Origin of the sequence: Rubrobacter aplysinae, from assembly GCF_001029505.1 — a bacterium.
Lineage (GTDB): Bacteria > Actinomycetota > Rubrobacteria > Rubrobacterales > Rubrobacteraceae > Rubrobacter_A > Rubrobacter_A aplysinae.
In genome coordinates this window covers 17,126-36,820 of record NZ_LEKH01000002.1, presented here as the reverse complement: position 1 = coordinate 36,820, position 19,695 = coordinate 17,126, and the positions used below count along the sequence as shown (strand labels likewise).

General features: G+C 64.2%; 21 protein-coding genes, 2 tRNA genes and 1 pseudogene. 20 read left to right on the top strand and 4 right to left on the bottom strand.

The window, feature by feature from the left end; all coding sequences use genetic code 11:
* The first annotated feature begins 111 nt into the window (after positions 1-111).
* Positions 112-536, top strand: a pseudogene (locus ABD53_RS02565) (phosphosulfolactate synthase).
* A 349-nt stretch (positions 537-885) separates the two neighbouring features.
* Here the strand turns inward: ABD53_RS02565 and ABD53_RS02560 are convergent.
* The gene (locus ABD53_RS02560; RefSeq protein WP_047864205.1) at positions 886-1,206 is read right to left on the bottom strand and encodes a hypothetical protein; all 321 of its coding nucleotides are present in this window, start codon (positions 1,204-1,206) and stop codon (positions 886-888) included.
* Positions 1,207-1,322: 116 nt separating this feature from the next.
* Between ABD53_RS02560 and ABD53_RS02555 the strand changes: the two genes are divergently transcribed.
* The 5 genes from ABD53_RS02555 to ABD53_RS17150 all read left to right on the top strand — a co-directional run bounded on the left by ABD53_RS02555 (position 1,323) and on the right by ABD53_RS17150 (position 6,277).
* Positions 1,323-2,897 carry an acyl-CoA carboxylase subunit beta gene (locus ABD53_RS02555; RefSeq protein ID WP_047864204.1) on the top strand — a complete coding sequence of 525 codons (1,575 nt, stop codon included), beginning with the start codon at positions 1,323-1,325 and terminating at the stop codon, positions 2,895-2,897.
* 6 nt (positions 2,898-2,903) lie between these two features.
* Positions 2,904-3,131, top strand: a complete 228-nt coding sequence (locus tag ABD53_RS02550; protein ID WP_047864203.1) for a hypothetical protein — start codon at positions 2,904-2,906, stop codon at positions 3,129-3,131.
* A 40-nt stretch (positions 3,132-3,171) separates the two neighbouring features.
* Entirely contained in the window at positions 3,172-4,944 is a 1,773-nt protein-coding gene (locus ABD53_RS02545; protein WP_047864202.1) for an acetyl/propionyl/methylcrotonyl-CoA carboxylase subunit alpha, read from the top strand.
* Positions 4,945-4,953: 9 nt separating this feature from the next.
* Positions 4,954-6,051 carry an RtcB family protein gene (locus tag ABD53_RS02540; RefSeq protein WP_047864201.1) on the top strand — a complete coding sequence of 366 codons (1,098 nt, stop codon included), beginning with the start codon at positions 4,954-4,956 and terminating at the stop codon, positions 6,049-6,051.
* Positions 6,052-6,127: 76 nt separating this feature from the next.
* Positions 6,128-6,277, top strand: a complete 150-nt coding sequence (locus ABD53_RS17150) for a hypothetical protein (RefSeq protein ID WP_160309604.1) — start codon at positions 6,128-6,130, stop codon at positions 6,275-6,277.
* Between the two features lie 27 nt (positions 6,278-6,304).
* Here ABD53_RS17150 and ABD53_RS02535 read toward each other — a convergent pair whose 3' ends face one another.
* Complete coding sequence (locus tag ABD53_RS02535; protein ID WP_084709213.1) at positions 6,305-6,814, bottom strand: bifunctional nuclease family protein; 510 nt, start codon at positions 6,812-6,814, stop codon at positions 6,305-6,307.
* Positions 6,815-7,012: 198 nt separating this feature from the next.
* Here ABD53_RS02535 and ABD53_RS02530 point away from each other — a divergent pair.
* Positions 7,013-7,087 (top strand) — tRNA-Ile (locus ABD53_RS02530).
* 30 nt (positions 7,088-7,117) lie between these two features.
* Here the strand turns inward: ABD53_RS02530 and ABD53_RS02525 are convergent.
* Complete coding sequence (locus tag ABD53_RS02525; protein ID WP_047864200.1) at positions 7,118-7,498, bottom strand: DUF309 domain-containing protein; 381 nt, start codon at positions 7,496-7,498, stop codon at positions 7,118-7,120.
* Positions 7,499-7,556: 58 nt separating this feature from the next.
* On the bottom strand, positions 7,557-7,799 hold the full coding sequence (locus tag ABD53_RS02520; RefSeq protein ID WP_053057594.1) for an FmdB family zinc ribbon protein: 243 nt from the start codon (positions 7,797-7,799) through the stop codon (positions 7,557-7,559).
* 145 nt (positions 7,800-7,944) lie between these two features.
* Between ABD53_RS02520 and ABD53_RS02510 the strand changes: the two genes are divergently transcribed.
* From ABD53_RS02510 to ABD53_RS02450, 13 genes are all read left to right on the top strand, one after another.
* Positions 7,945-8,017 (top strand) — tRNA-Ala (locus tag ABD53_RS02510).
* A 716-nt stretch (positions 8,018-8,733) separates the two neighbouring features.
* Positions 8,734-9,753, top strand: coding sequence for a LacI family DNA-binding transcriptional regulator (locus ABD53_RS02505; protein ID WP_047864199.1), 1,020 nt, complete (start codon positions 8,734-8,736; stop codon positions 9,751-9,753).
* Positions 9,750-11,246, top strand: a complete 1,497-nt coding sequence (locus tag ABD53_RS02500) for a sugar ABC transporter ATP-binding protein (protein ID WP_047864198.1) — start codon at positions 9,750-9,752, stop codon at positions 11,244-11,246. The genes ABD53_RS02505 and ABD53_RS02500 overlap by 4 nt, the downstream gene beginning before the upstream one ends.
* Positions 11,239-12,186, top strand: coding sequence for an ABC transporter permease (locus ABD53_RS02495; protein WP_047864197.1), 948 nt, complete (start codon positions 11,239-11,241; stop codon positions 12,184-12,186). Before ABD53_RS02500 ends, ABD53_RS02495 begins: the two co-directional genes overlap by 8 nt.
* A gap of 52 nt (positions 12,187-12,238) precedes the next feature.
* Entirely contained in the window at positions 12,239-13,222 is a 984-nt protein-coding gene (locus ABD53_RS02490) for a D-ribose ABC transporter substrate-binding protein (protein WP_235401261.1), read from the top strand.
* 4 nt (positions 13,223-13,226) lie between these two features.
* Positions 13,227-13,601 (top strand): PfkB family carbohydrate kinase, encoded by a 375-nt coding sequence (locus ABD53_RS02485; protein WP_053057593.1) that lies wholly within the window; start codon positions 13,227-13,229, stop codon positions 13,599-13,601.
* Complete coding sequence (gene rbsD, locus ABD53_RS02480; protein WP_047864196.1) at positions 13,598-13,987, top strand: D-ribose pyranase; 390 nt, start codon at positions 13,598-13,600, stop codon at positions 13,985-13,987. Before ABD53_RS02485 ends, rbsD begins: the two co-directional genes overlap by 4 nt.
* Positions 13,988-14,088: 101 nt before the next feature.
* Positions 14,089-14,835 (top strand): GntR family transcriptional regulator, encoded by a 747-nt coding sequence (locus tag ABD53_RS15585; RefSeq protein ID WP_053057592.1) that lies wholly within the window; start codon positions 14,089-14,091, stop codon positions 14,833-14,835.
* A 299-nt stretch (positions 14,836-15,134) separates the two neighbouring features.
* A complete protein-coding gene (locus ABD53_RS02470; protein WP_047864195.1) occupies positions 15,135-15,974 on the top strand; it encodes a BtpA/SgcQ family protein in 840 nt (279 codons plus the stop codon).
* Positions 15,971-16,873, top strand: a complete 903-nt coding sequence (locus ABD53_RS02465; RefSeq protein WP_047864194.1) for a carbohydrate kinase family protein — start codon at positions 15,971-15,973, stop codon at positions 16,871-16,873. The genes ABD53_RS02470 and ABD53_RS02465 overlap by 4 nt, the downstream gene beginning before the upstream one ends.
* A gap of 37 nt (positions 16,874-16,910) precedes the next feature.
* A complete protein-coding gene (locus ABD53_RS02460) occupies positions 16,911-17,933 on the top strand; it encodes a substrate-binding domain-containing protein (protein WP_053057591.1) in 1,023 nt (340 codons plus the stop codon).
* Positions 17,934-17,935: 2 nt separating this feature from the next.
* Positions 17,936-18,703: an ATP-binding cassette domain-containing protein gene (locus ABD53_RS02455; protein ID WP_047864193.1), complete on the top strand. Its 768-nt coding sequence runs from the start codon at positions 17,936-17,938 to the stop codon at positions 18,701-18,703.
* Positions 18,700-19,695, top strand: coding sequence for an ABC transporter permease (locus tag ABD53_RS02450; protein WP_047864192.1), 996 nt, complete (start codon positions 18,700-18,702; stop codon positions 19,693-19,695). The genes ABD53_RS02455 and ABD53_RS02450 overlap by 4 nt, the downstream gene beginning before the upstream one ends.

The window sequence follows — 19,695 nt, the reverse complement described above, 5'->3', positions numbered from 1 at the left end:
CTGCTCCAGACATTCTTCCAAACTGTACAGCTCGAAGACCACCCGTAACCCACTCCAGCTAATTCAACCAATGCTAACGAGACGAGCGAGACGGCTTTCAGGTTCTTGCGGATGAACGAGCGTGAAGAGAAGCTCCGTCAGCACGGGCTCACCGAGATCCGGGGCCCGTACTACTCGGTCGTGGGCAAGCGTTACCTGTCCGACGTGCTGGAGACGATGGGTCCTTACGTGGACTCTCTGAAGTTCGCCGGCGGGGCTTTCACCCTGATGCCGGAGGATGCGCTAAAGGAGATAACCGAGAGCGTACAGAACTGGCGCACGGACGTGCCGGCCGAGGTCATAAACTCCCTGGGCCTCAAGAAAGTAATGTTCGAGGCCGCGGACCCCGAGGTCTTTGAGTGGTACGTAAAGAACTACGGCCCGGAGGTGAGCCTCTTCGTGGACCACTCCCGGATCATCGAGCTAGAGGCCCCGAGACGCGGCATCAGGGCACCAAGAGCCTGTGGGGCCGGGTGCTCACCTACAAGCGCTCGTAAGATGATAGAGAAGACGGCGAATAACCAGGTAAGCACCGGGCGCATCCACGAAGAGGACCGGGGCTCGGGCGGTGGACGCATCCTGCTTGTCGGAGGCGAGGGGCGTACCAAAACAGGAGGCCGGCCTATCCGAGTGGAGGAAGGAGCTTGACTCGAGCATCGCCTTGCGCAGGTGGTTCGGCCACGCTCCGTCACCGCGGGACGAGTTCCCGGAGCACCACCGCGGGGAGCCAGAGAAATTAAAGGTCTATGGTAATCGTCGCCTCGCTAATGCCGTGGTTGCCTCCGTGAGCCCAGACGGGCCCTGGGTCAGGAGGCAGCGGGGCGGCGGTCCGCCACTACCTCGCCACTACCGCTGCTCCAGCCCCAGCCGCCGGGCGAAATCTGCTAGATCCTCATAGCCGTCCGAGGAGCCGGAGCCCTCGCTCTCCGGCTCCTCTCCCTCTGGCTGATGGCCCCGTTTTCCGCGCCGCTCCTCGCGGAGCTTGTCCAGCAGATCCATGCGCAGGCTCCGGATCTCGGTGACCAACTGCGGTATCGCCGCCTCGTACGTCTCCAGTAACTCCCGGACGCCATCAGGTAGCTCGTCCCGGTCCCAGTCCAGCCGGGTCAGGCTCTCCAGATTTTTTAGAGCTTCCTCGCTGGCCCAGGTTTTTTGTTGCTTATCCATCTACTCTCCTCATTGATACTACTTCCCGAACGTCTACCCGAGTGTATCCGGCCGTGAGCCGTTTGAGACTACCACCCGTATAAAACCAGCCCCGCACAGTGCTAGAATTCTGGACCATGCAGAATGAGAGACTAGGGGAAGGCACTACGGCAGGAAAGATCGAGGGTCTGGAGAGCCTCCGGGAGACCGCGGCGCATCCATCCTCCGGGAAGGCGGTCGAACGCCAGCACGAGAAGGGTAAGCTCACCGCCCGCGAGCGCATCGAGCTTCTGCTAGACGAGGGCACGTTCGTAGAGCTCGACCGCTACCGGGTGCATCGTTCGTACAACTTCGGCTTGGAGGAGAACCGGCCGCTCGGAGACGGGGTGGTTACCGGGTACGGCGAGATCGATGGTCGCAAGGTCTGCGTGTTTAGTCAGGACTTTACGGTTTTCGGCGGCTCGTTGGGTGAGATCTACGCGCAAAAAATCTGCAAGGTGATGGACCTCGCGATCTCCACCGGATGCCCGGTCGTCGGGATCAACGACTCCGGCGGCGCTCGCATCCAGGAGGGTGTCGTCTCGCTCGCCGGCTACGCCGACATCTTCCACCGCAACGTGCAGGCCTCGGGTGTGATACCGCAAATAAGCGTGGTCATGGGGCCGTGCGCCGGCGGCGCGGTCTACTCCCCGGCGATGACGGACTTCATCTATATGGTCGAGGAGACCAGCCACATGTTCATCACGGGACCGGACGTAATAAAGAGCGTCACCGGTGAGGACGTGACGCAGGAAGAGCTCGGAGGAGCCACGACCCACAACACAGAGTCTGGCGTCGCCCACTTCGCCTCGCCCGACGAGGAGACCTGCCTGGAAGACGTGCGTTACCTGATGTCTTTCCTGCCCGAGAACAACCTCGAAGGCGCGCCGTACTATATCCCATCAGACGACCCCGAGCGCCGCGAAGAAGGGCTCGCGGAGCTGGTGCCGGACTCGGCCCAGAAGCCCTACGACATCCGCACCGCCATCGAGCTCACGGTGGACGACGGCGACTTCTACGAGGTTGCCGAGGGCCACGCCCAGAATATCGTCGTGGGGTTCGCGCGGCTTGACGGTCACGCCGTAGGGGTGGTCGGGAATCAGCCGATGGTGCTCGCCGGGACGCTGGACATAGACGCCAGCGTGAAGGCGGCTAGGTTCGTGAGGTTCTGCGACGCGTTCAACATCCCGCTCATAACCTTCGTGGACGTGCCGGGCTTCATGCCGGGTACGGATCAGGAGTGGGGCGGCATCATCCGCCACGGCGCGAAGCTACTCTACGCCTACTCCGAGGCTACGGTGCCGAAGGTCACGGTCATCACACGCAAGGCGTACGGCGGGGCGTACGACGTGATGTGCTCCAAGCACATCGGGGCCGACGTGAACGTGGCGTGGCCGACGGGTGAGATCGCGGTGATGGGAGCTAGTGCTGCGGTCGGGATCATCTTCCGGCGCCAGATAGCCGAGGCAGAGGATCCCGATGCCGAGCGAGAGCGGCTCATACAGGACTACGAGGAGCGGTTCAACAACCCGATGGTCGCCGCCGAGATGGGCTACCTCGACGACGTTATAGACCCGCGCGAGACGCGGCCCTACCTCATAGCGGCGCTGCAGATGATCCGCACCAAGCGCCCCGAGCGTCCGTCGCGCAAGCACGGAAACATCCCGCTCTAGGTACTATTGAGACCCGAGATAGAGCCCGCGCCCACGCCCGAGGAGGCCGTCGCCATAGTGGCGGCCATCGAGTCGCTGAGAGGCGGAGGAGGAGCGTTAGGTGCGCCGGAGCAGACGAGGCGCAGCCGGTGGGAGGTGGCGGGCCGGTTGGGTCGTCCGCTGCCGGGAGATATGCGGATCGAGGGGTCGCTGTGGCCCCTCCTTGACACGGCTAACTGGGGGAGGGCGTTGTAGTTGGTCGGAGCGGCTATAATACGGGCGGAGGCGGTAAGCGATGTTTTCTAAGGTTCTGGTCGCAAACCGGGGTGAGATCGCGGTCCGCATCATCCGCGCCCTGCGCGAGATGGGCGTCGCCAGCGTCGCCGTGTACTCCGACTCCGACCGTGAGGCCCTTCATACCGTGTTGGCCGACGAGGCGTACCACGTCGGCCCGACACCGGCTGCCGAGAGCTACCTGAATATAGACAAGCTTTTAGAAGTGGCATCGCGGAGCGGTGCGGAGGCGGTGCATCCGGGCTACGGATTCCTGGCCGAGAGCGCGCCCTTTGCGCGGGCGGTATCCGAGGCGGGGATGACCTGGGTCGGCCCTCACCCGGAGGCGATAGACTCGATGGGCTCGAAGGTTGAGTCCCGGCGCATAATGTCCGCCGCCGGGGTCCCTACCATACCCGGCACCGCAGATCCCGCGGAGTCCTCCAAGGAGGTCATCGCGTTCGGCGAGGAGCACGGCTACCCGGTGGCGGTCAAGGCCAGCGCGGGTGGTGGAGGCAAGGGATTCGCCGTGGCGAACGACTCCTCCGAGGCCGAGATCGCGTTCGAGCGGGCGAGCCGGGAGGGTGAGGCGTATTTCGGCGATGGCGCGGTGTACATCGAGCGATACCTGCCCGCGCCGAGGCACATCGAGATCCAGGTCTTGCGCGACAAGCACGGCAACGCCGTCCACCTCGGCGAGCGCGACTGCTCCATCCAGCGCCGCCACCAGAAGCTCCTGGAGGAGTGTCCCTCACCGGCGCTCACGCCCGAGATGCGAGAGAAGATGGGCAAAGCGGCGGTCGGCGCGGCGGAAGCCGTCGACTACGACTCGCTCGGTACGGTCGAGTTTCTCTTGCAGGATGAGGAGTTCTACTTCCTGGAGATGAACACCCGGGTTCAGGTCGAGCATCCCGTGACCGAGGAGGTTACCGGGGTGGACATCGTCGAGACCGGCCTGCGAATAGCCGCCGGTGAGCCCTTGCCATTCGCGCAGGAGGACGTGGTGCACCGGGGTCACGCCATCGAGGTGCGGCTCAACGCCGAGGACGCGGCGGCGGGATTCATCCCGAGCCCCGGTCCGGTGAGCGTGTACGAGGAACCGTCGGGGCCGGGTATCCGGGTTGACTCCTCGCTGCGCGGTCCCGGCGAGGTATCGGAGTCCTACGATCCGCTGTTCGCGAAGCTGATCGTGCGCGGCGCGGATAGAAAAGGCGCTCTGGGTCGTCTGCGGCGGGCTATAGCCGAGTTCCGGGTGGAGGGGATCTCGACCACTCTGCCGTTCTTCACGGCGTTGCTGGACGACGAGGTCTTCGTCTCGGGCGAGTACACCACCCGCTACGTCGAGGAGAGGATGGAGCACCTCTCCATGGAGCCAGCGCCTGACTCTGCCGCCTCCCCGGATAAAGACGAAAAGAGCGTGCGCGAGGTAGACGCCGAGGTGAACGGCCGACTCTTCAAGGTGAAGCTCTACGCCGATAACCCAGACGACTTCGGCGCTCCGGCGGGTAACGGGGCGGGGGCCGGCGCCGGGCCGCCCAGGCGCCGGGGCTCGGGCGGGTCGGGTCGTTCCATCGCCACCTCGGAAGGGGCCGTCACGGCTCCGATGCAGGGCACGATCCTGCGTGTGCTGGTCGAGGAGGGGCAGGAGGTCTCAGCCGACGATCCCGTATGCGTGCTGGAGGCGATGAAGATGGAGTCCGAGGTCCGGGCGGGCCGCGGCGGTACGGTCTCCGCGGTCAACGTCGCCGCCGGGCAGACCGTGGGCTCGGGTGAGCCCCTGGTCGTCCTGGAGTAGCCCGTACCCGTGGCCGAGAGGAGCGGCGACTACGAGTGGCGCATCGAGGGCGAGGAGGCAGAGGGCCTTCTCTACGGCCCGGACGAGTCGGTACTTTCCTATCCTCGCCTGCGCTCCGGGATCGAAGCCGCCACCCGGCTGCCGGGGGTCGAGGGGCCGGTCTACGCAGCCGCCTCGCCCCACGGCGGCGGCTGGTCCGTATCCTCTAGCTCCCATGTAGCCCCCGGCCTTGTCTCCGCGCCCCGCGCCGGGGTGCTGCTCGTCGCCTCCTCGCCGGTAGAAAAGCTCGGGCTCACGCCGGATGGGCTCTCCCGGCTGCTAGAGCGGCGCCTCGCCGAGATCCCGATACCGGCCCTCGACGACGCCGCAGTCTACGCGGCGTGCGAGTCCGGGGGCCGCTGGGCCGCCGAAGAGGGTTTCATAGAAGAAGAGGATCTCGACCTTCTCGGAAGCCCCGTCGTCTGGGGCGAGCCCGACGCGCTAGGGGGCCGGGCCGTCTCCGCCGGAGGACGGGAGTGGAATCCGAGAGGCGGTGATCCGGTGCGGGCTATGGTGGTCGGGGAAGTGTTCGACTCCGAGGCGGCGGAGGAGACGGGAGTCTACAAGGGGGCGCTTGTCTTCTCGGCGTCGGTGGGCTCCTCCGAGCTCGGGAGGATCGCCCTGGAGGGTCACCGGCAGCGGATACTGTCGCGGGATTTCGGAGACTCCGAGCGGCTCGTCGCCGCGCCCGCCGGAACCGGAGAGGCGGCAGACCTCACTGCGGCCGTCGGGGCCGCCACGAACTATGCTATAGCCCGCCTCTCGCTCCTGGTCTACGCGCTGCGCCGGGCGATGAGGGAGGTGGCGGGAGGTCTGATCCCGGCTGCTCAGTGGATCATCGGGGGCATCGAGGAGTGCGACGGTGCGATGGTACACCGCAACGCACTGGCCCGGCTGGGGCCGGGAGAGCCGCTGGTGTGCGGAGACGCGCTCGCCTGTGGTACCGGCGCGATGCTCCAGAGCGCCCCGCCCTTCTCCCCCGGAGCCGGAGACCGCTGGCCGTGGGAAGAGGCCGGGACGCTCAAAAGGATCACCCGACTCCGGCCACCCGGAGACCTCGGGGAGTAGAGGCGAGTTCCCGGGAAGGCCGCTTGAGCCGGAAGACGCCGGACAACACGGCGTGTACGCCGCCGGGGAGCTCTGTATGGCCGCTACCCTCGGCATGGAGCGCCGCGTTACAGGTCTCATTGGGGCGTCGTCGCCTGGAGCGAGGGCCCTGGTTACCATTGGTCTTGAAAGGCTCGGCAGGTTCAACAGGTTCAACGAGCGGCTGGAGCGTGAGGAAGAGGGGTAGGCTGGATACTGCCTACCCCGGTCTGGCCTACCTGCCCTGCTGGAAATCGTCCGGCGTGATCCGGTCCATCCAGTCCTTGAACTTGTCCACGACCTCGTCCTCTGGCGTCTCTTCCATCGCCTCCTCGAACTCGACGGCGGCCTCCTCTATGACCTCGTCGGCGGCGAAGATCTCGGCCCCCGAGCGGACGGCCAGTGCCATGGCGTCCGACGGGCGGGAGTCCACGTCTACGAAGCGTCCCCCGATCTCCAGCCTTATATTGGCGAAGAAGGTGGAGTCTTTGAGCTGGGTGACGGTCACGCTTTCGAGCGTCCCGCCCAGCTCCGAGACCAGGGTGACCGCGAGGTCGTGGGTCAGGGGCCGGGAGAACTCCTGACTCTGGAGCTTCATGAGAATCGAACGCGCCTCCGGCTGGCCGATCCAGATCGGCAGATAACGGTTCTCCTCCTCGACCTTGAGGATCACGATCGGGCTAGAGCTGAAAAGATCCAAGTTTATGCCGTAGATTGACATCCGGGTGAAGCCGTTGGCGCTCACTAACTGTAATCTCCTCTCAAACCGAGCGGGGCGTCATCTCGTACGCCCCCACCGTAACCGGTCTCCGGTATCGGGACGATTGTACTTCCCCGACCTGGAGCCTTCAATTTGGCTGGTCCCCGCCCGGCGCTTGTCACGTGCGGCCTCGTGTTGTAAATTTACCCGGCGGACGGGCCCATATGGCTTGGCCGTGTCTAAGGGCCTGTAGCTCAGTTCGGTTAGAGCGCCACTCTGATAAAGTGGAGGTCCCTGGTTCAAATCCAGGCAGGCCCACCCTCCGAGCACCCGCATCACGGTTCTCCTCTATCTCCGTGAGACGCGCTCTACCATTGGTATGAGCGAGCGGTCGAACTCGGATACCTTTTCGCGGCCGAGGCTTTCGATCTCCGCCAGACAACGCTCCGACGCCCGGCGGAGCTCCGCTACGTCTATGCCCGAGGTTTCGGGCTCGAACTCCTCCAGACGCGCGATACCGCTGCGTAGCAGCCCGGTCGCACCCTTCCAGTTGCCGTTCTGCTGATGGTAGAAGCCGACCCCCACCTGCAAGATGCCCTGGTAGAGGTAACGTATCCTGCCCGATTCCTCCCTCCAGGCGTCCTCAAGGTACTCGTGACACTCGAAGAACCGGCCCCGGTTGAACTCCTCTATTCCTCGCAGCGCGAGATCCGGCAGGGGTTGGCTCAAGGCTTTGCCTGAGGGCCCGGCGTACCGGCGGCGAGACGTGGCGGAGTGCTGCGAGATGCTACGAGCAGCAAGAGCCTCCGCAACAGCCACCGCCGCCACCGGAGGCTACCCGGGCGTCCATCACGGGGTTGCTGGAGAGCGCCGAATCGCCGGGCGTGACCGAGGCGAAGCTGGAGACCAGCCGCCGCGCCTCCGAGGCCCCGCACTCCGGGCACTCGGCAGGCTCGTCAGCGGACCCCATCGAGCGCATGAGATCGAACTTGCCTTCACAGCTTCCGCACTTGTACTCGTATAGCGCCACCTGTCCACCTCTCCTCGACGGATTTAAACTCCCAACAAACTCACAAACCGTATTGTATCCGCTACCCCGGCCCGTGCGAAGCGATGGGAAGTTGAACCCAAAGCTCTGGGCGCGTAGACTCTGGGCTTGGCTTTAGCCCCCTTTCGGGGCCGTAGCTCAGTTGGGAGAGCGCCGCCTTTGCACGGCGGAGGTCACGGGTTCGAGTCCCGTCGGCTCCACTTTACAAACGTTCATAGATACGCTAAATACTCCGATTGGAAAAGAAACTTGATAACCTAACCGAGGCTGTCTGACGACAACGCGCTCAGTCTCCACCATGCTTCCTCCAAAGTCTTGACGTAAATACTTTTGCGCTTCGGACCAGGGATTGTGTCGACTACATAATGGGCCTCCCACCTGCCATCCTTACGCTTGGTGGTTGTGCCATCTCTGTTACTACGATTTCGAGATGAACTACTCCACCTCCCTCTCACAATTTACTCGAGAACTTTGTAAAGATGATGCTCGTTTAGATTGGCCCGTGTGAGAGAAGAGTCATTTTCTGGAGTGTAAGCGCTTGCGTCACTTTCACAATAGTAATGTTCTAGTGTTAATAATGGTGTTGAGCAGGTATAGGGTTTGGACGTATTTGGGGTACGGAATAGACTGGCTCAGTAATACAAGGTGGATTACCTAACGACTGCTACTCGTGCTATCTGCGGGTAGCGCCTCTCACGCACGAGATGGCCTAGCGCTGGGACGGCATAGGCCCCATGGCAGCCAGCCTCGAGTGCGCCGTGCTCGTAGCGAGTCTTCAGCACGTGGTGCCCAGTCTTTTGTGCGGTCCGCACGGCGGCAAGCGCCAGACTCAGTTTGAGGTTATACGAAAAATCTTCTTTTGTAATCGTTTACGTAAACCATTACACTACGCGCTGGGATAGGAGGTGAGTGCTCAGTGACGACCATCAAAGACGTAGCCCGAGAGGCTGGCGTATCCACCGCGACCGTCTCGCGCGTTATGAGCGGCCGTAACCCGGTTAGCGAGGAGATGCGCGAGCGGGTGCTGGGGGTCGCCGGGAGACTGGACTACAGGCCCAACGCCCTTGCGAAGTCCCTCCGGGTAGAGAGTACGGGCACCCTGGGGCTCGTGGTCTCGAACATCGTGAACCCGTTTTTCACCTCCGTGGCGCGGGCCGTGGAGGACGCGGCGGCCGAGCGAGGCTACAGCGTGATCATCGGCAACGCCGACGAGGACCCGGAGAAGGAGGAGCGATACATTGACGCGCTTCTACAAAAGCGGGTGGATGGCTTTATCGTCAGCCCGGCCCGGGGAGAGTCACCGCTGCTCGCCGAGGTCTCCGTCTCGGAGACTCCGCTCGTCTTCGTGGACCGCTCCATCGAGGGTTTGGAGGCGCCGGTCGTGCGCGCCGACGGCAGGCGGGCGATCGGGCGGCTCGTGGAGCAGCTGGCGGGTCTCGGGCACACTAGGCTCGCGATCATCTCGGGTCCCGGGAGCGTCGTGTCCGGGAGCGAGCGGCTAGAGGCCTTTGTCGAGGCTGCGACCGCGGCAGGCGTTCCGGTGGGAGAAGAGTACACAAGGGCTGGTAGCTTCCGGCGCGAGAGCGGGGCCCTCGCCATGCGCGAGCTGCTGGACCTGCCGGAGCCGCCGACCGCGGTGTTCGCCGCGAATAACCTCATGGCGCTAGGAGCCCTGCAGAGCCTCAGGGAGTCCGGCCTATCCATGCCCGAGGACATTTCCGTAGCCAGCTTCGACGACGTTAGCTGGTTCGAGCTTCTGGACCCGCCGCTTACGGCCATCGTCCAGCCCACGCGGGAGATCGGCGCGGAGGCGGCGAGGATGCTGCTACAGATGGTAGAGGGTGGAGCGAGACCCGACTCCTACATAGCCACAGCCGAGCTAATGGTGCGGGGCTCGTGCGCGGCCCCGAAGGGAGCGGAGAGGAGGAGGGCATGAGCTCGCTGCTCGAGATGAGGGCTATTACCAAGCGATTCCCGGGCGTGCTCGCGCTCGACAGCGTGGATTTCGAGCTAGAGCGCGGCGAGGTTCACGTACTTTTGGGGGAGAACGGGGCGGGTAAGAGCACGCTCATTAAGATGCTCTCCGGCGCATACAGGCCGGACGGGGGTGAGATCACGCTCGACGGAGAGCCCGTGGGCATAACCTCAGCCTCCTATGCACAGGAGCTCGGGATCTCCACGATCTACCAGGAGTTCAACCTGGTCCCGGAGATGACTGTGGCGGAGAACGTTTTTCTCGGACGCCAGCCGCGGCGGCTCGGCTTCTTGCGCCGAAAGAAGCTTTACGCGGACTGCCGAGAGGTACTGGAGAGGATAGGCCTCGACATCCGGCCCGAGACGCGGGTCTCAGAACTCGGGGTCGCCCAGCGCCAGATGGTCGAGATAGCCAAGGCGCTGTCCACTGAAGCACGGGTCCTCATCATGGACGAGCCCACGGCCGTACTCTCCGGTAACGAGGTCGAGCGCCTGTTCGGGATCGTCCGCGGACTCAGAGACGAAGGTGTCGGCATAGTGTTCATCTCCCACCACCTGGAGGAGATCTCCGAGCTCGGAGACCGGGCGACGGTCATGCGAGACGGGGCCGTGGTGGAGACCGTGCCCGCGAGTACCTCCGCGGACGAGCTCGTGAGGCTTATGGTCGGCCGCTCTATAGAGGACCAGTTCCCGCGCCGCAGGCCGGAGCGTGGAGACGCCATTCTCGAGGTCCGGGGTCTGAGCCGCGAGGGTATCCTCGAGGACGTCTCCCTCGAGCTCTACTCTGGAGAGGTTCTCGGGATCGCCGGCCTGGTGGGCGCCGGGCGTACCGAGCTTGCGCGGGCGATCTTCGGGGCCGACCCCGTGGACGTCGGGGAGGTTCGCGCCCTCGGTGAGCCCTTGCGGCGGGCCGACCCCTCCGAGGCGAAGCGCCGGGGGCTGGGGCTAATCTCCGAGGATCGGCGGGGGCAGGGTATAGTGCCGCCACTCTCAGTCGCGGAGAACCTCGGGCTCGCGACACTCGGAGAGGGAGCCCGGCTCGGGTTCGTAGACCGTCGGGGCCAGAGGCGGAAGGCAGAGGGCATGATCGAGGACCTCGGCGTGCGCACCCCGAGCCCCGAGCAGGAGATCCGCTACCTCTCCGGCGGCAACCAGCAGAAGGTGGTCATCGGGAAGTGGCTGCTGGCAGAGTCCGAGGTCCTAATCATGGACGAGCCGACCCGGGGCGTGGACGTGGGGGCCAAGGTGGAGATCTACGAGCTGATGAACGAGCTAACCGAGCGCGGCGCGGGGATACTCATGATCTCCAGCGAACTCCCAGAGGTGCTGGGGATGAGCGACCGCATATTGGTAATGAGCGGGGGCAGGATAAGCGGCGAGCTAACGCCGGAGGAGGCGACGCAGGAGCGGGTGATGAGCCTGGCTACCGCGCAGGAGGAGAGCGCCGTTGAGTAGGGAGAGGCTGAGGGGGCTGCTCTCCAGGGGCGGGCCTCTGGGCGGGCTAATCATTCTCTGCATCGTCATGGCGAGCCTCTCGCCGGTGTTCTTGACGTTCAACAACCTGTTCAATGTCGGCACCCAGATCGCGGTCATCGCCATCCTCGCCTTCGGCGTAACGTTCGTCATTATCTCGGGTGGCATAGACCTTTCGGTCGGCAGCGTGCTCGCGCTCTCGGGAATCGTCTTCGCCTGGTCTTCTGTCGAGGCCTCAATGCCGTGGCCGGTGGCTGTGGCCGCCGGTCTCGGGGCCGGTGGGGCAGCCGGGCTCGTGAACGGTCTCCTCATAGCCTACGGGCGGCTACCCCCGTTCATAGCCACGCTCGCAATGCTGAGCGTCGCCCGGGGGCTCGCGCTCGTGATCTCTGGCGGCACCCCGATCAACCCGATACCCGAGGCTATTCAGACCCTCGGCGCCGGGGATCTGTTCGGCTTCATCCCGTTGCCGGTAATCGTGCTGCTGTTCATGTTCGCCCTCACGGCCGTGATACTGCGCAGCACGTACCCGGGACGTTGTATGTACGCGATCGGCGGCAACGAGGAGGCTTCCGGGCTCTCGGGGATAAACGTCATCCGCCAGAAGCTGTTCGTGTACACGCTCTCCGGGCTCTTCGCAGGAGTGGCCGGGGTGCTCTCCACCGGGCGGCTTGCCTCCGGCCAGCCACAGGCCGGGTTCACGTTCGAGCTGGATGCCATTGCCGCCGTGGTCATAGGCGGGGCGAGCCTTGCGGGCGGTGTAGGCTCGGCCTCCGGGACATTCGTTGGGGCGCTCATCCTGGGCGTACTCCGGAACGGGCTTAATCTGCTAAACGTCTCCTCTTTCTGGCAGCAGGTGATTATAGGTACGGTGATAGCCCTGGCGGTCATGACGGATACCCTGCGCCGGCGCCGGAAATAGGAGCCGGGAGAAGTGAAGGCATCTAAAGATGTAAAGACGGAAAGGAGCAAGGTTGACTATAGCGTGGAGCTTAAAGCGGATACTGGGAGCGGTGGCGGCGCTATTGCTCGTGCTGGGCGTGGCTGCGGGCTGCGGTAGCGGATCGGGCGACAGCAACGGAGGGGGCTCGGGAGGCGGTGGCGGACAGATCGCGCTCTCGGTATCCACCCTGGATAATCCTTTCTTCGTCGACCTGCGTGATGGAGCCCAGGCAGCCGCCGATGATTCGGACTACGAGCTCGTTGTCGGCAATGCGCAGGACAACGCTTCCCAGCAGCAGAACGACATACAGAACTTCGTCACCCAGCAGGTGGACGCAATACTGGTTAACCCCGTGGATGCTGAGGCCATAGTCCCCGCTATAGAGCAGGCGGATAACGCCGATATACCCGTCCTGGCTCTCGATCGGGAGCCCGCGGGCGGAGAGCTCGTCACGACCATCTCCTCTGACAACGTCGCGGGCGGGCGCCAGGCTGGCGAGGAGCTTATTCAGGTAGTCGAGTCCGGTCCGGTAGCCCAGCTGGAGGGAACGCCCGGAACCTCCTCGACCCGCGAGCGTGGCAAGGGGTTTGAGCAGGCGATCTCGGACCAGGACGCAGTCGAGGTCGTGGCGAGCCAGTCCGCTGATTATGACCGGGACGAAGGTCTTAACGTCATGCAGAACATTATCCAGGCTAACCCGGACCTCAAGGGCGTCTTCGCCCAGAACGACGAGATGGCTCTTGGCGCGGTCCGGGCGCTCGGGGACCGGGCCGGCGACGAGGTCACGGTCGTAGGATTCGACGCCACCGATGATGGGTTGCAGGCCATTCAGGATGGCGACATGCACGCCAGCGTGGCCCAGAATCCCCGCCGCATCGGCGAGCTCGGCGTCGAGAACGCGGTCTCCGCTATCGACGGTGAGAGTGTGGAGAGCGAGATCCCCGTAGATGTGGAGCTTGTCACCGAAGAGAACGTCGAGGAGTATCTCGACTCGGGCTCCACGAGCGGCGGCTGATCCTTTGGCCGACGTACTCGTCGTGGGCTCTATAAACCAGGACTTCGTGCTCCGGGTGGCCCGCCGCCCGGAGCCCGGGGAGACCATCACGGGCGCCGGACTCGGCCTGGGTCCGCGGTCGGTGGTTCTAACTCTTGGAGACTCTGGGGCCTTGCTCGCGCAGAGCGACCTCATAGAGCATGCGCCGACCCCGACGGTCCCCGTGATCGACACGACCGCCGCGGGCGACACCTCCGTCGGGGCGCCCGCCTGTACACTGGCCTCGGCCTGCGATCTACCACAAAGCGTTCGCTGCGCGGCCCGGGCGGGAGCGCTGGCGATCACCAGAGCCGGGGCCCGGGACTCGTTGCCTACGGCCGAGGAGGTCGAGAGCCTGTGAAGCGAGGCGGAATTATAAACGCACAGCTCTCCGGGGCTCTTGCCCGTCTCGGACACACTGACGGGCTGCTGATATGCGACGCAGGCCTGCCGCTTCCGAGCGGTCCCGAGGTGGTGGATCTGGCTTTCGAGTTCGGGACGCCCACTTTTAAGACGGTACTCGACGGCATACTCCGGGAGCTCATCGTGGAGCGCGCGACCGCGGCCATGGAGGCCGCCGAAGGCGGGTACGCAACTCACCAGCTTCTGGTAGATAGGCTGCCTGTACTCGATATCGTGCCGCATGAGGAGCTCAAGCGCCGGGGCCGAGGAGCGAAGCTCGTGGTCCGAACCGGGGCGGACATCCCCTACTCAAACGTCATCCTGTATTGTGGAGTTCCCTTCTGAGCTCTGCGTCACCGCCGTAAGCTAGAACCCCATACCGGAAAACAACGCAAGGCTTGCGTACCTTGCGCATTACCTGTTATAACAGTACATACGGAAAGGAGATGCTACTGACTGAGATTCAGCCAAATCGGGCGATGCCACTGTACCGGCAGATCGCCGAGGTGCTCCAGCTCCGAATCCATGACGGGGTGGTTACCGAGGGGAGGCACCTGGGCTCGGAGGCCGGGCTGGGCACGGAGTTCGGCGTCAGCCGCATAACGATCCGGCAGGCGCTCTCGGAGCTCGAGCAAAAGGCGCTCGTAGAGCGTGTGCCTGGCAAGGGCACGTACGTTCGCCAACGAGAGCCCAAGGTCGAGAGGATAACCAGGCTTTCAGGCTTTGGAGAGAATATGTCAGCCCTCGGCCTGAGTGCCGAGTACCGAACCCTAGAGGCAAAGGAGACGTTCGCTCCGCCCGAGGTGTCCGATAGGCTCGGGGTGGCGGGGCGCAGGGCCTTTCTACTAGAGCGCGTGCTGCTCGCTGATGGGTCTCCCGTGGGTATGCACGTATCGTATCTGCCAAGCTGGCTGGTTAGTAATGCTCCGGAGCGCTTCACGCGTGGTGCGCTGGAATCAGGGTCTCTGTATACAGCGGTCCAGGCCGCCGGGTGCTCGCTGGCGAGGGCTGAGGAGATTGTGGAGCCCGTAATGCTCGATGCTTCTCAGGCTGGCAAGCTCGATACACACGAAGTCGCCCTGGCACTCCAGGTTCGGCGCACGGTCTACGAGTCGGACGAACGGCCTGTCGAGTACGCGACGATCATCTACAGGACGGATGCCTATACCTTCCGCTTGGAACTCGGGGTATAGGAAGTCATGGTCAGGCTGTCCGAGGAGACCGCCCGGGGCCTAACCGAAAGCCGTGCATGCCCAGCGGGTACGAAGAGACACGCCTGCATAGCCGAACGGCCCGCGAGACGGCTGCGAAACCCGGGGTTCGATACTGAGCGCCGGGAGCTTGGCCGCTCGGTATGGAGCCCTGAGGGTAGCTCTATTCCGCAGGTTCACTTGGCCGAAGACAAGTATGAGGAGAGCAAGCTAAACAATGCACTGGAGATGGCGCGGAGCACGGGCGACATCCTCTAGCATGTAACGGATGAGGGGGTTAGGTGAGCGTATTCCCGCAGAAGGAAGATGCCCTACACGGGCTGTTCGGCACCGATGGCGCTAAGAAGATCATCGGGGTGATACACAGCAAGGCTCTCCCGGGCGCGCCCGGCTACCGGGGTGAGAGCCTGGATGATATTTACCGGTTCGCCGTTGAGGAAGGTCTGCGCTACCGGGATGGCGGGGTCCAAGGGCTCGTAGTCGAGAACCACTGGGATCTGCCGTTCGCCAAGCCCGGGGACATCGGGTTAGAGACCGCGGCGGCGATGTCGGCCATGAGCCTCAGGGTGCGCGAGGAGGTGGCGCTGCCCGTGGGGATCAACGTGCTCGCCAACGGAACGGAGTGCGCGCTGGCTGTGGCCAAGGCCGCCGGGGCGACCTTCGTAAGGGCTAACCAGTGGGTGAACGCGTACGTCGCGAATGAAGGGTTCATCGAGGGCGCCGCGCCGCAGGCGACACGCTACCGTTCGATGCTCCGGGCCGAGGACGACATCAAGTTCTTCACCGACGTCCACGTAAAGCACGGCAGCCACGCGATAGTAGCGGACCGCACCCTGGAGGAGCAGGTCCGCGACGCCGAGTTCTTTGACTCGGACGTGCTTATAGCGACCGGAGAGCGCACGGGCGGGGCCGCCGAACTCGGCGAGTTGTCGGCTATCAAGGAGGCGGCGAGCTTGCCGGTAATCGTGGGAAGCGGCATCTCCCTGGAAAACGTTTCGGAGATCATGGAGATCGCGGACGGGGCGATAGTGGCGAGCTCTCTGAAAGAGACCGGCAAGTGGTGGAGCCCGGTCTCCGTCGAGCGTGTCAAGCGGCTGATGGACAGGGTGGGGAGTCTGTGAGGCCCCTGCTGCTCGCCGCCGGCTACGTCAACGTGGACGTAACGGCGGAGCTCGGGCGGATACCGGGCTTCGGGGAACGCGTGACCGCCGGGAGGATCTCGCGCTCTCCGGGAGGCATGACGGCGAACATGGCTTGCGCGGCCTCCAGGCTCGGCATGGAGGTCCGCTTCTTCGGTGGCGTGGGACCGGATACGGGCGGGGAAGAGGCGGTCGCGGAGCTGGCCAGATTCGGGGTGGACACGAGCGCAATGACCGCCTCCGAAGGTTCCACGACGACCTCCCTGATACTCCTCGGTCCGGAGGGTGACAGGGCGATAGTGAGCGAGCCCCTGGCTTTCGACTACCAACCTCTACGCGCCGCGTTGGTTGAGAGTCCCGAGCGGCGGAAGTGTCTGCACGTCGACGGCTACCGGCTCGCGGACGGGCTTTCGGTTCTCCGTCAGGCGCGCCGGGCCGGGTTCGTAACCTCCGCGGATCTCGACGGCATAGAGCCCGGCGAGCTTGCGGCGAAGCTGCCCGAGATCGCTGAGGCCCTGGACGTCGCTTTCTTGAATGCGGGCCTGGCGGAGGCTCTGGCGGAGGACCCGGAAGAAGCCGCTGACCAGATTACCGGCCAGGGCGTTACGGCGGCTGCCGTGACCCTCGGAGGAGCGGGCGCGGTCGTGGCCGACGGCAGCGGCTGCTGGAGAGTCTCGACTCCGGAGGTCGAGGTGGTGGACGCCACCGGGGCTGGCGACGTGTTCGCCGCGGCGTTCCTCGCGGAGTGGGTGGAGGGTGGGGACACGGAGAGAGCCGGTAGGTTCGCGGCGGCCGCAGCCGCGATCTCCGTGGGCGCGGCGGGAGCAAGAGGACAGGTGCCGTACAGAGGAGAGGTGGTGGGCTTGATCGAGGCGAGCTAGTCCGGAGCCGGGAAGCCACGAGAGGGAAAGGGGAAGCATGACCAGGACGATGAAGCTGTGGACGCTGGTGGCGGTAGCCGCGCTCTTCGCGGCGGTGGTGGGCGCCGGGTGCGCCGCGCCGCCGGAGAGCCAGGACGAAGGCGGATCAGGTGGCGGAGATCAGGCTAGCCAAGAAGGCGATGAGGAGCAGAGAGTACAAGGCGACGGGCCGGAGATTGCCATGGTGACCATTAACCTTGAGGCCCTGTTCTTCACCGAAATGGTTGCAGGGGCCGAGCAAGCTGCTGAGGAGGCGAATGCGTCTCTCACGGTATTTAACGCCAATGACGAGCCTGCCGCTCAGAATAATGCCATACAGAACTACGTAGAGCAGGGCGTGGACGCAATCACGGTGGTAGCCATAGATACCGAAGGTATCCAGCCGGCTATAGAGGACGCTGAGGAGGCCGGCATTCCAGTAGTCGCCATAGACGCCGTCGTCGACAACCCGGCGGTAGATGCTCAGATCGGTGTCGATAACTCGGATGCCGCCGCCCAGATGGGCTCGTACTTTAACGACTGGGCCGAAGAGCAGGATATAGAGTCTGCACAGATCGGTCTCGTTAGCGCGCTGAACTCGACCATACAAATCACGCGCGAGGATGCGTTCGAGGAGACCGTCCAGGAGGCCGGACACGAGATCGTGCAGGTGGTTGACGGCGAGAATCAGCAGGAGCAGGCTCAACAGGCTGCGGAGAACCTGTTCACCGCGAATCCGAACATGGACGCCGTGTACTCCACCGGCGAGCCCGCACTTATCGGCACGGTCGCCGCGGCCCGATCACAGGATGCCACGGGTATTCCCCAGTTCGGCTGGGACCTGAGCGCCCAGGCGATACGCGGTATTGACGATGGCTTCGTCGAGGCCGTCGTGCAGCAGGACCCGCGGGCCGAAGGCGAGACCGCCGTACAGTTCTCTGTGGACCTCGTACAGGGCAACGAGGTCCCAGAGACGGAGAACATCCCGATCACGATAGCAACGGACGAGAACGTCGACCAGTTCAGGAGCTTGTTCGAGTAGCCATGGATACTGCCGCAGATAACACGCTATCCCGCATAGAGCTGCGGGACATAAAGAAGAGCTTCGGCGCCGTCCAGGCCCTACAGGGGGTGAACATCTCCTTGGCGCCCGGGGAGGTACTCGGCCTGGTCGGTGACAACGGAGCCGGCAAGAGCACGCTGATGAAGATCCTGTCGGGGGCTCAGGCCCCCGACTCGGGTTCGATACTGCTGGACGGAAAGGAGGTGAGGTTCTCCCACCCCAGGGACGCCCGGGCAGAGCACATAGAGATGGTCTACCAGGATCTCTCGCTGTGCGAGGAGCTCGACGTGGCCGGCAACCTGTTCCTTGGCCGGGAGCCCAGATGGGGAGGCTTGTGGGGGTTTGTCGACCGGCGCAAGATGCACCGGGAGGCCGCCGAGGCGCTGGACTCGTTGGGCATCAGGATCCAGTACACCGACGTGCCCGTAGCTAACCTCTCCGGCGGCCAGCGTCAGTCCGTGGCGATAGGCCGGGCGCTCTCGTTTAACCCCCGGGTGCTGATCCTGGACGAGCCCACGGCCGCGCTCGCGGTCAAGGAGGTCGAGCAGGTTCTAGAACTCACACAGGAGGTTGCGAGTACGGGTGTCTCCGTGATCCTCATAACCCACCGACTCCAGGACCTTTTCAAGGTCTGCGACAGGATCGCGGTCATGTACGAGGGAACGAATGTCGCCGATCTCGACACCTCCTCCACGAGCATGGAGCAACTCGTGCAGGCGATAGTCGGCGGCGGAGCGGAGGCCGCATGATAGCCGCTGAGAGAGAATCCGGTAAGGGCGAGCGCCGGGAGCGGGTAAAGGCCCTGCTCTTAAAGAACGCCCAGATCCTTAGTGTTTTAGCGATGCTCGGGATCTTGATTGTCGTGTTCTCCGTAACCACTGACGCCTTCTTTACCACGGGCAACGCGCTGAATATTCTCCGGCAGTACGCGCCGACCCTCATACTCGCCGTGGCCATGACTTTCGTCATAACAAGCTCGGGGATAGATCTCTCCGTCGGCTCGCTCGTGGCCCTTACCGGGGCGCTCTCGGCCTCGATGCTCGCGTTCGGGAACCCGACCTGGCTCACGATAATCGCTATGCTCGGCCTCGGGATCGGCGCGGGCGTCATCCACGGCTGGTTCACCGCCTACCAGGGGATACCAGCTCTGATCGTCACCCTCGCGGGGCTCACCGCTTGGCGCGGGGTCGCCCAGCTTCTCACGCAAGGGTACTCGATCTCTATAGACTCCAGCAAACTCTTCGTCGTGCTTGGCCAGGGGCAGGTCGGGCCTATTCCGGTCCCGGCGATCATAGCCGCCGTGGTCGTCCTCGTGGGTTGGGTGCTGATGAACCGCACCAAGTACGGTCAGTACATCACCGGGATAGGTTCGAACGAGGAGGCCGTGCGAAGAGCCGGGGTGAACACGAGGCTCGTGAAGCTCTCGGCTTTCATGCTCACCGGGGCGGCCGCCGCCCTCGGCGGCATGATCTTCGCCGCCCGGCTGACCTCGGGCTCGGCGAACGCCGCCGTCGCCCTGGAGCTCGAGGTCATCGCGGCCGTCGTTTTGGGAGGTACCTCGATCTTCGGTGGACGTGGCACGGTGATAGGCGCGGTACTCGGAGCGCTCACGATAGCGGTCATAAGCAACGGCCTGATCCTCATGCGCGTCTCGCCGTTCGCCGTGCCCGTTGCCCAGGGCGTCGTGCTGCTGCTCGCCATCTGGGCCAACACGAAGATCTTCAGCCGCCTAGGCAGATGA

What these genes read in the sequence shown, in the direction of transcription:
- ABD53_RS02560 (WP_047864205.1), bottom strand. Translation starts at nt 1,206, where the DNA reads ATGGATAAGCAACAAAAAACCTGGGCCAGCGAGGAAGCTCTAAAAAAT.
- ABD53_RS02555 (WP_047864204.1), top strand. Translation starts at nt 1,323, where the DNA reads ATGCAGAATGAGAGACTAGGGGAAGGCACTACGGCAGGAAAGATCGAG.
- ABD53_RS02545 (WP_047864202.1), top strand. Translation starts at nt 3,172, where the DNA reads ATGTTTTCTAAGGTTCTGGTCGCAAACCGGGGTGAGATCGCGGTCCGC.
- ABD53_RS17150 (WP_160309604.1), top strand. Translation starts at nt 6,128, where the DNA reads ATGGCCGCTACCCTCGGCATGGAGCGCCGCGTTACAGGTCTCATTGGG.
- ABD53_RS02500 (WP_047864198.1), top strand. Translation starts at nt 9,750, where the DNA reads ATGAGCTCGCTGCTCGAGATGAGGGCTATTACCAAGCGATTCCCGGGC.
- ABD53_RS15585 (WP_053057592.1), top strand. Translation starts at nt 14,089, where the DNA reads ATGCTACTGACTGAGATTCAGCCAAATCGGGCGATGCCACTGTACCGG.
- ABD53_RS02460 (WP_053057591.1), top strand. Translation starts at nt 16,911, where the DNA reads ATGACCAGGACGATGAAGCTGTGGACGCTGGTGGCGGTAGCCGCGCTC.
- ABD53_RS02455 (WP_047864193.1), top strand. Translation starts at nt 17,936, where the DNA reads ATGGATACTGCCGCAGATAACACGCTATCCCGCATAGAGCTGCGGGAC.
- ABD53_RS02450 (WP_047864192.1), top strand. Translation starts at nt 18,700, where the DNA reads ATGATAGCCGCTGAGAGAGAATCCGGTAAGGGCGAGCGCCGGGAGCGG.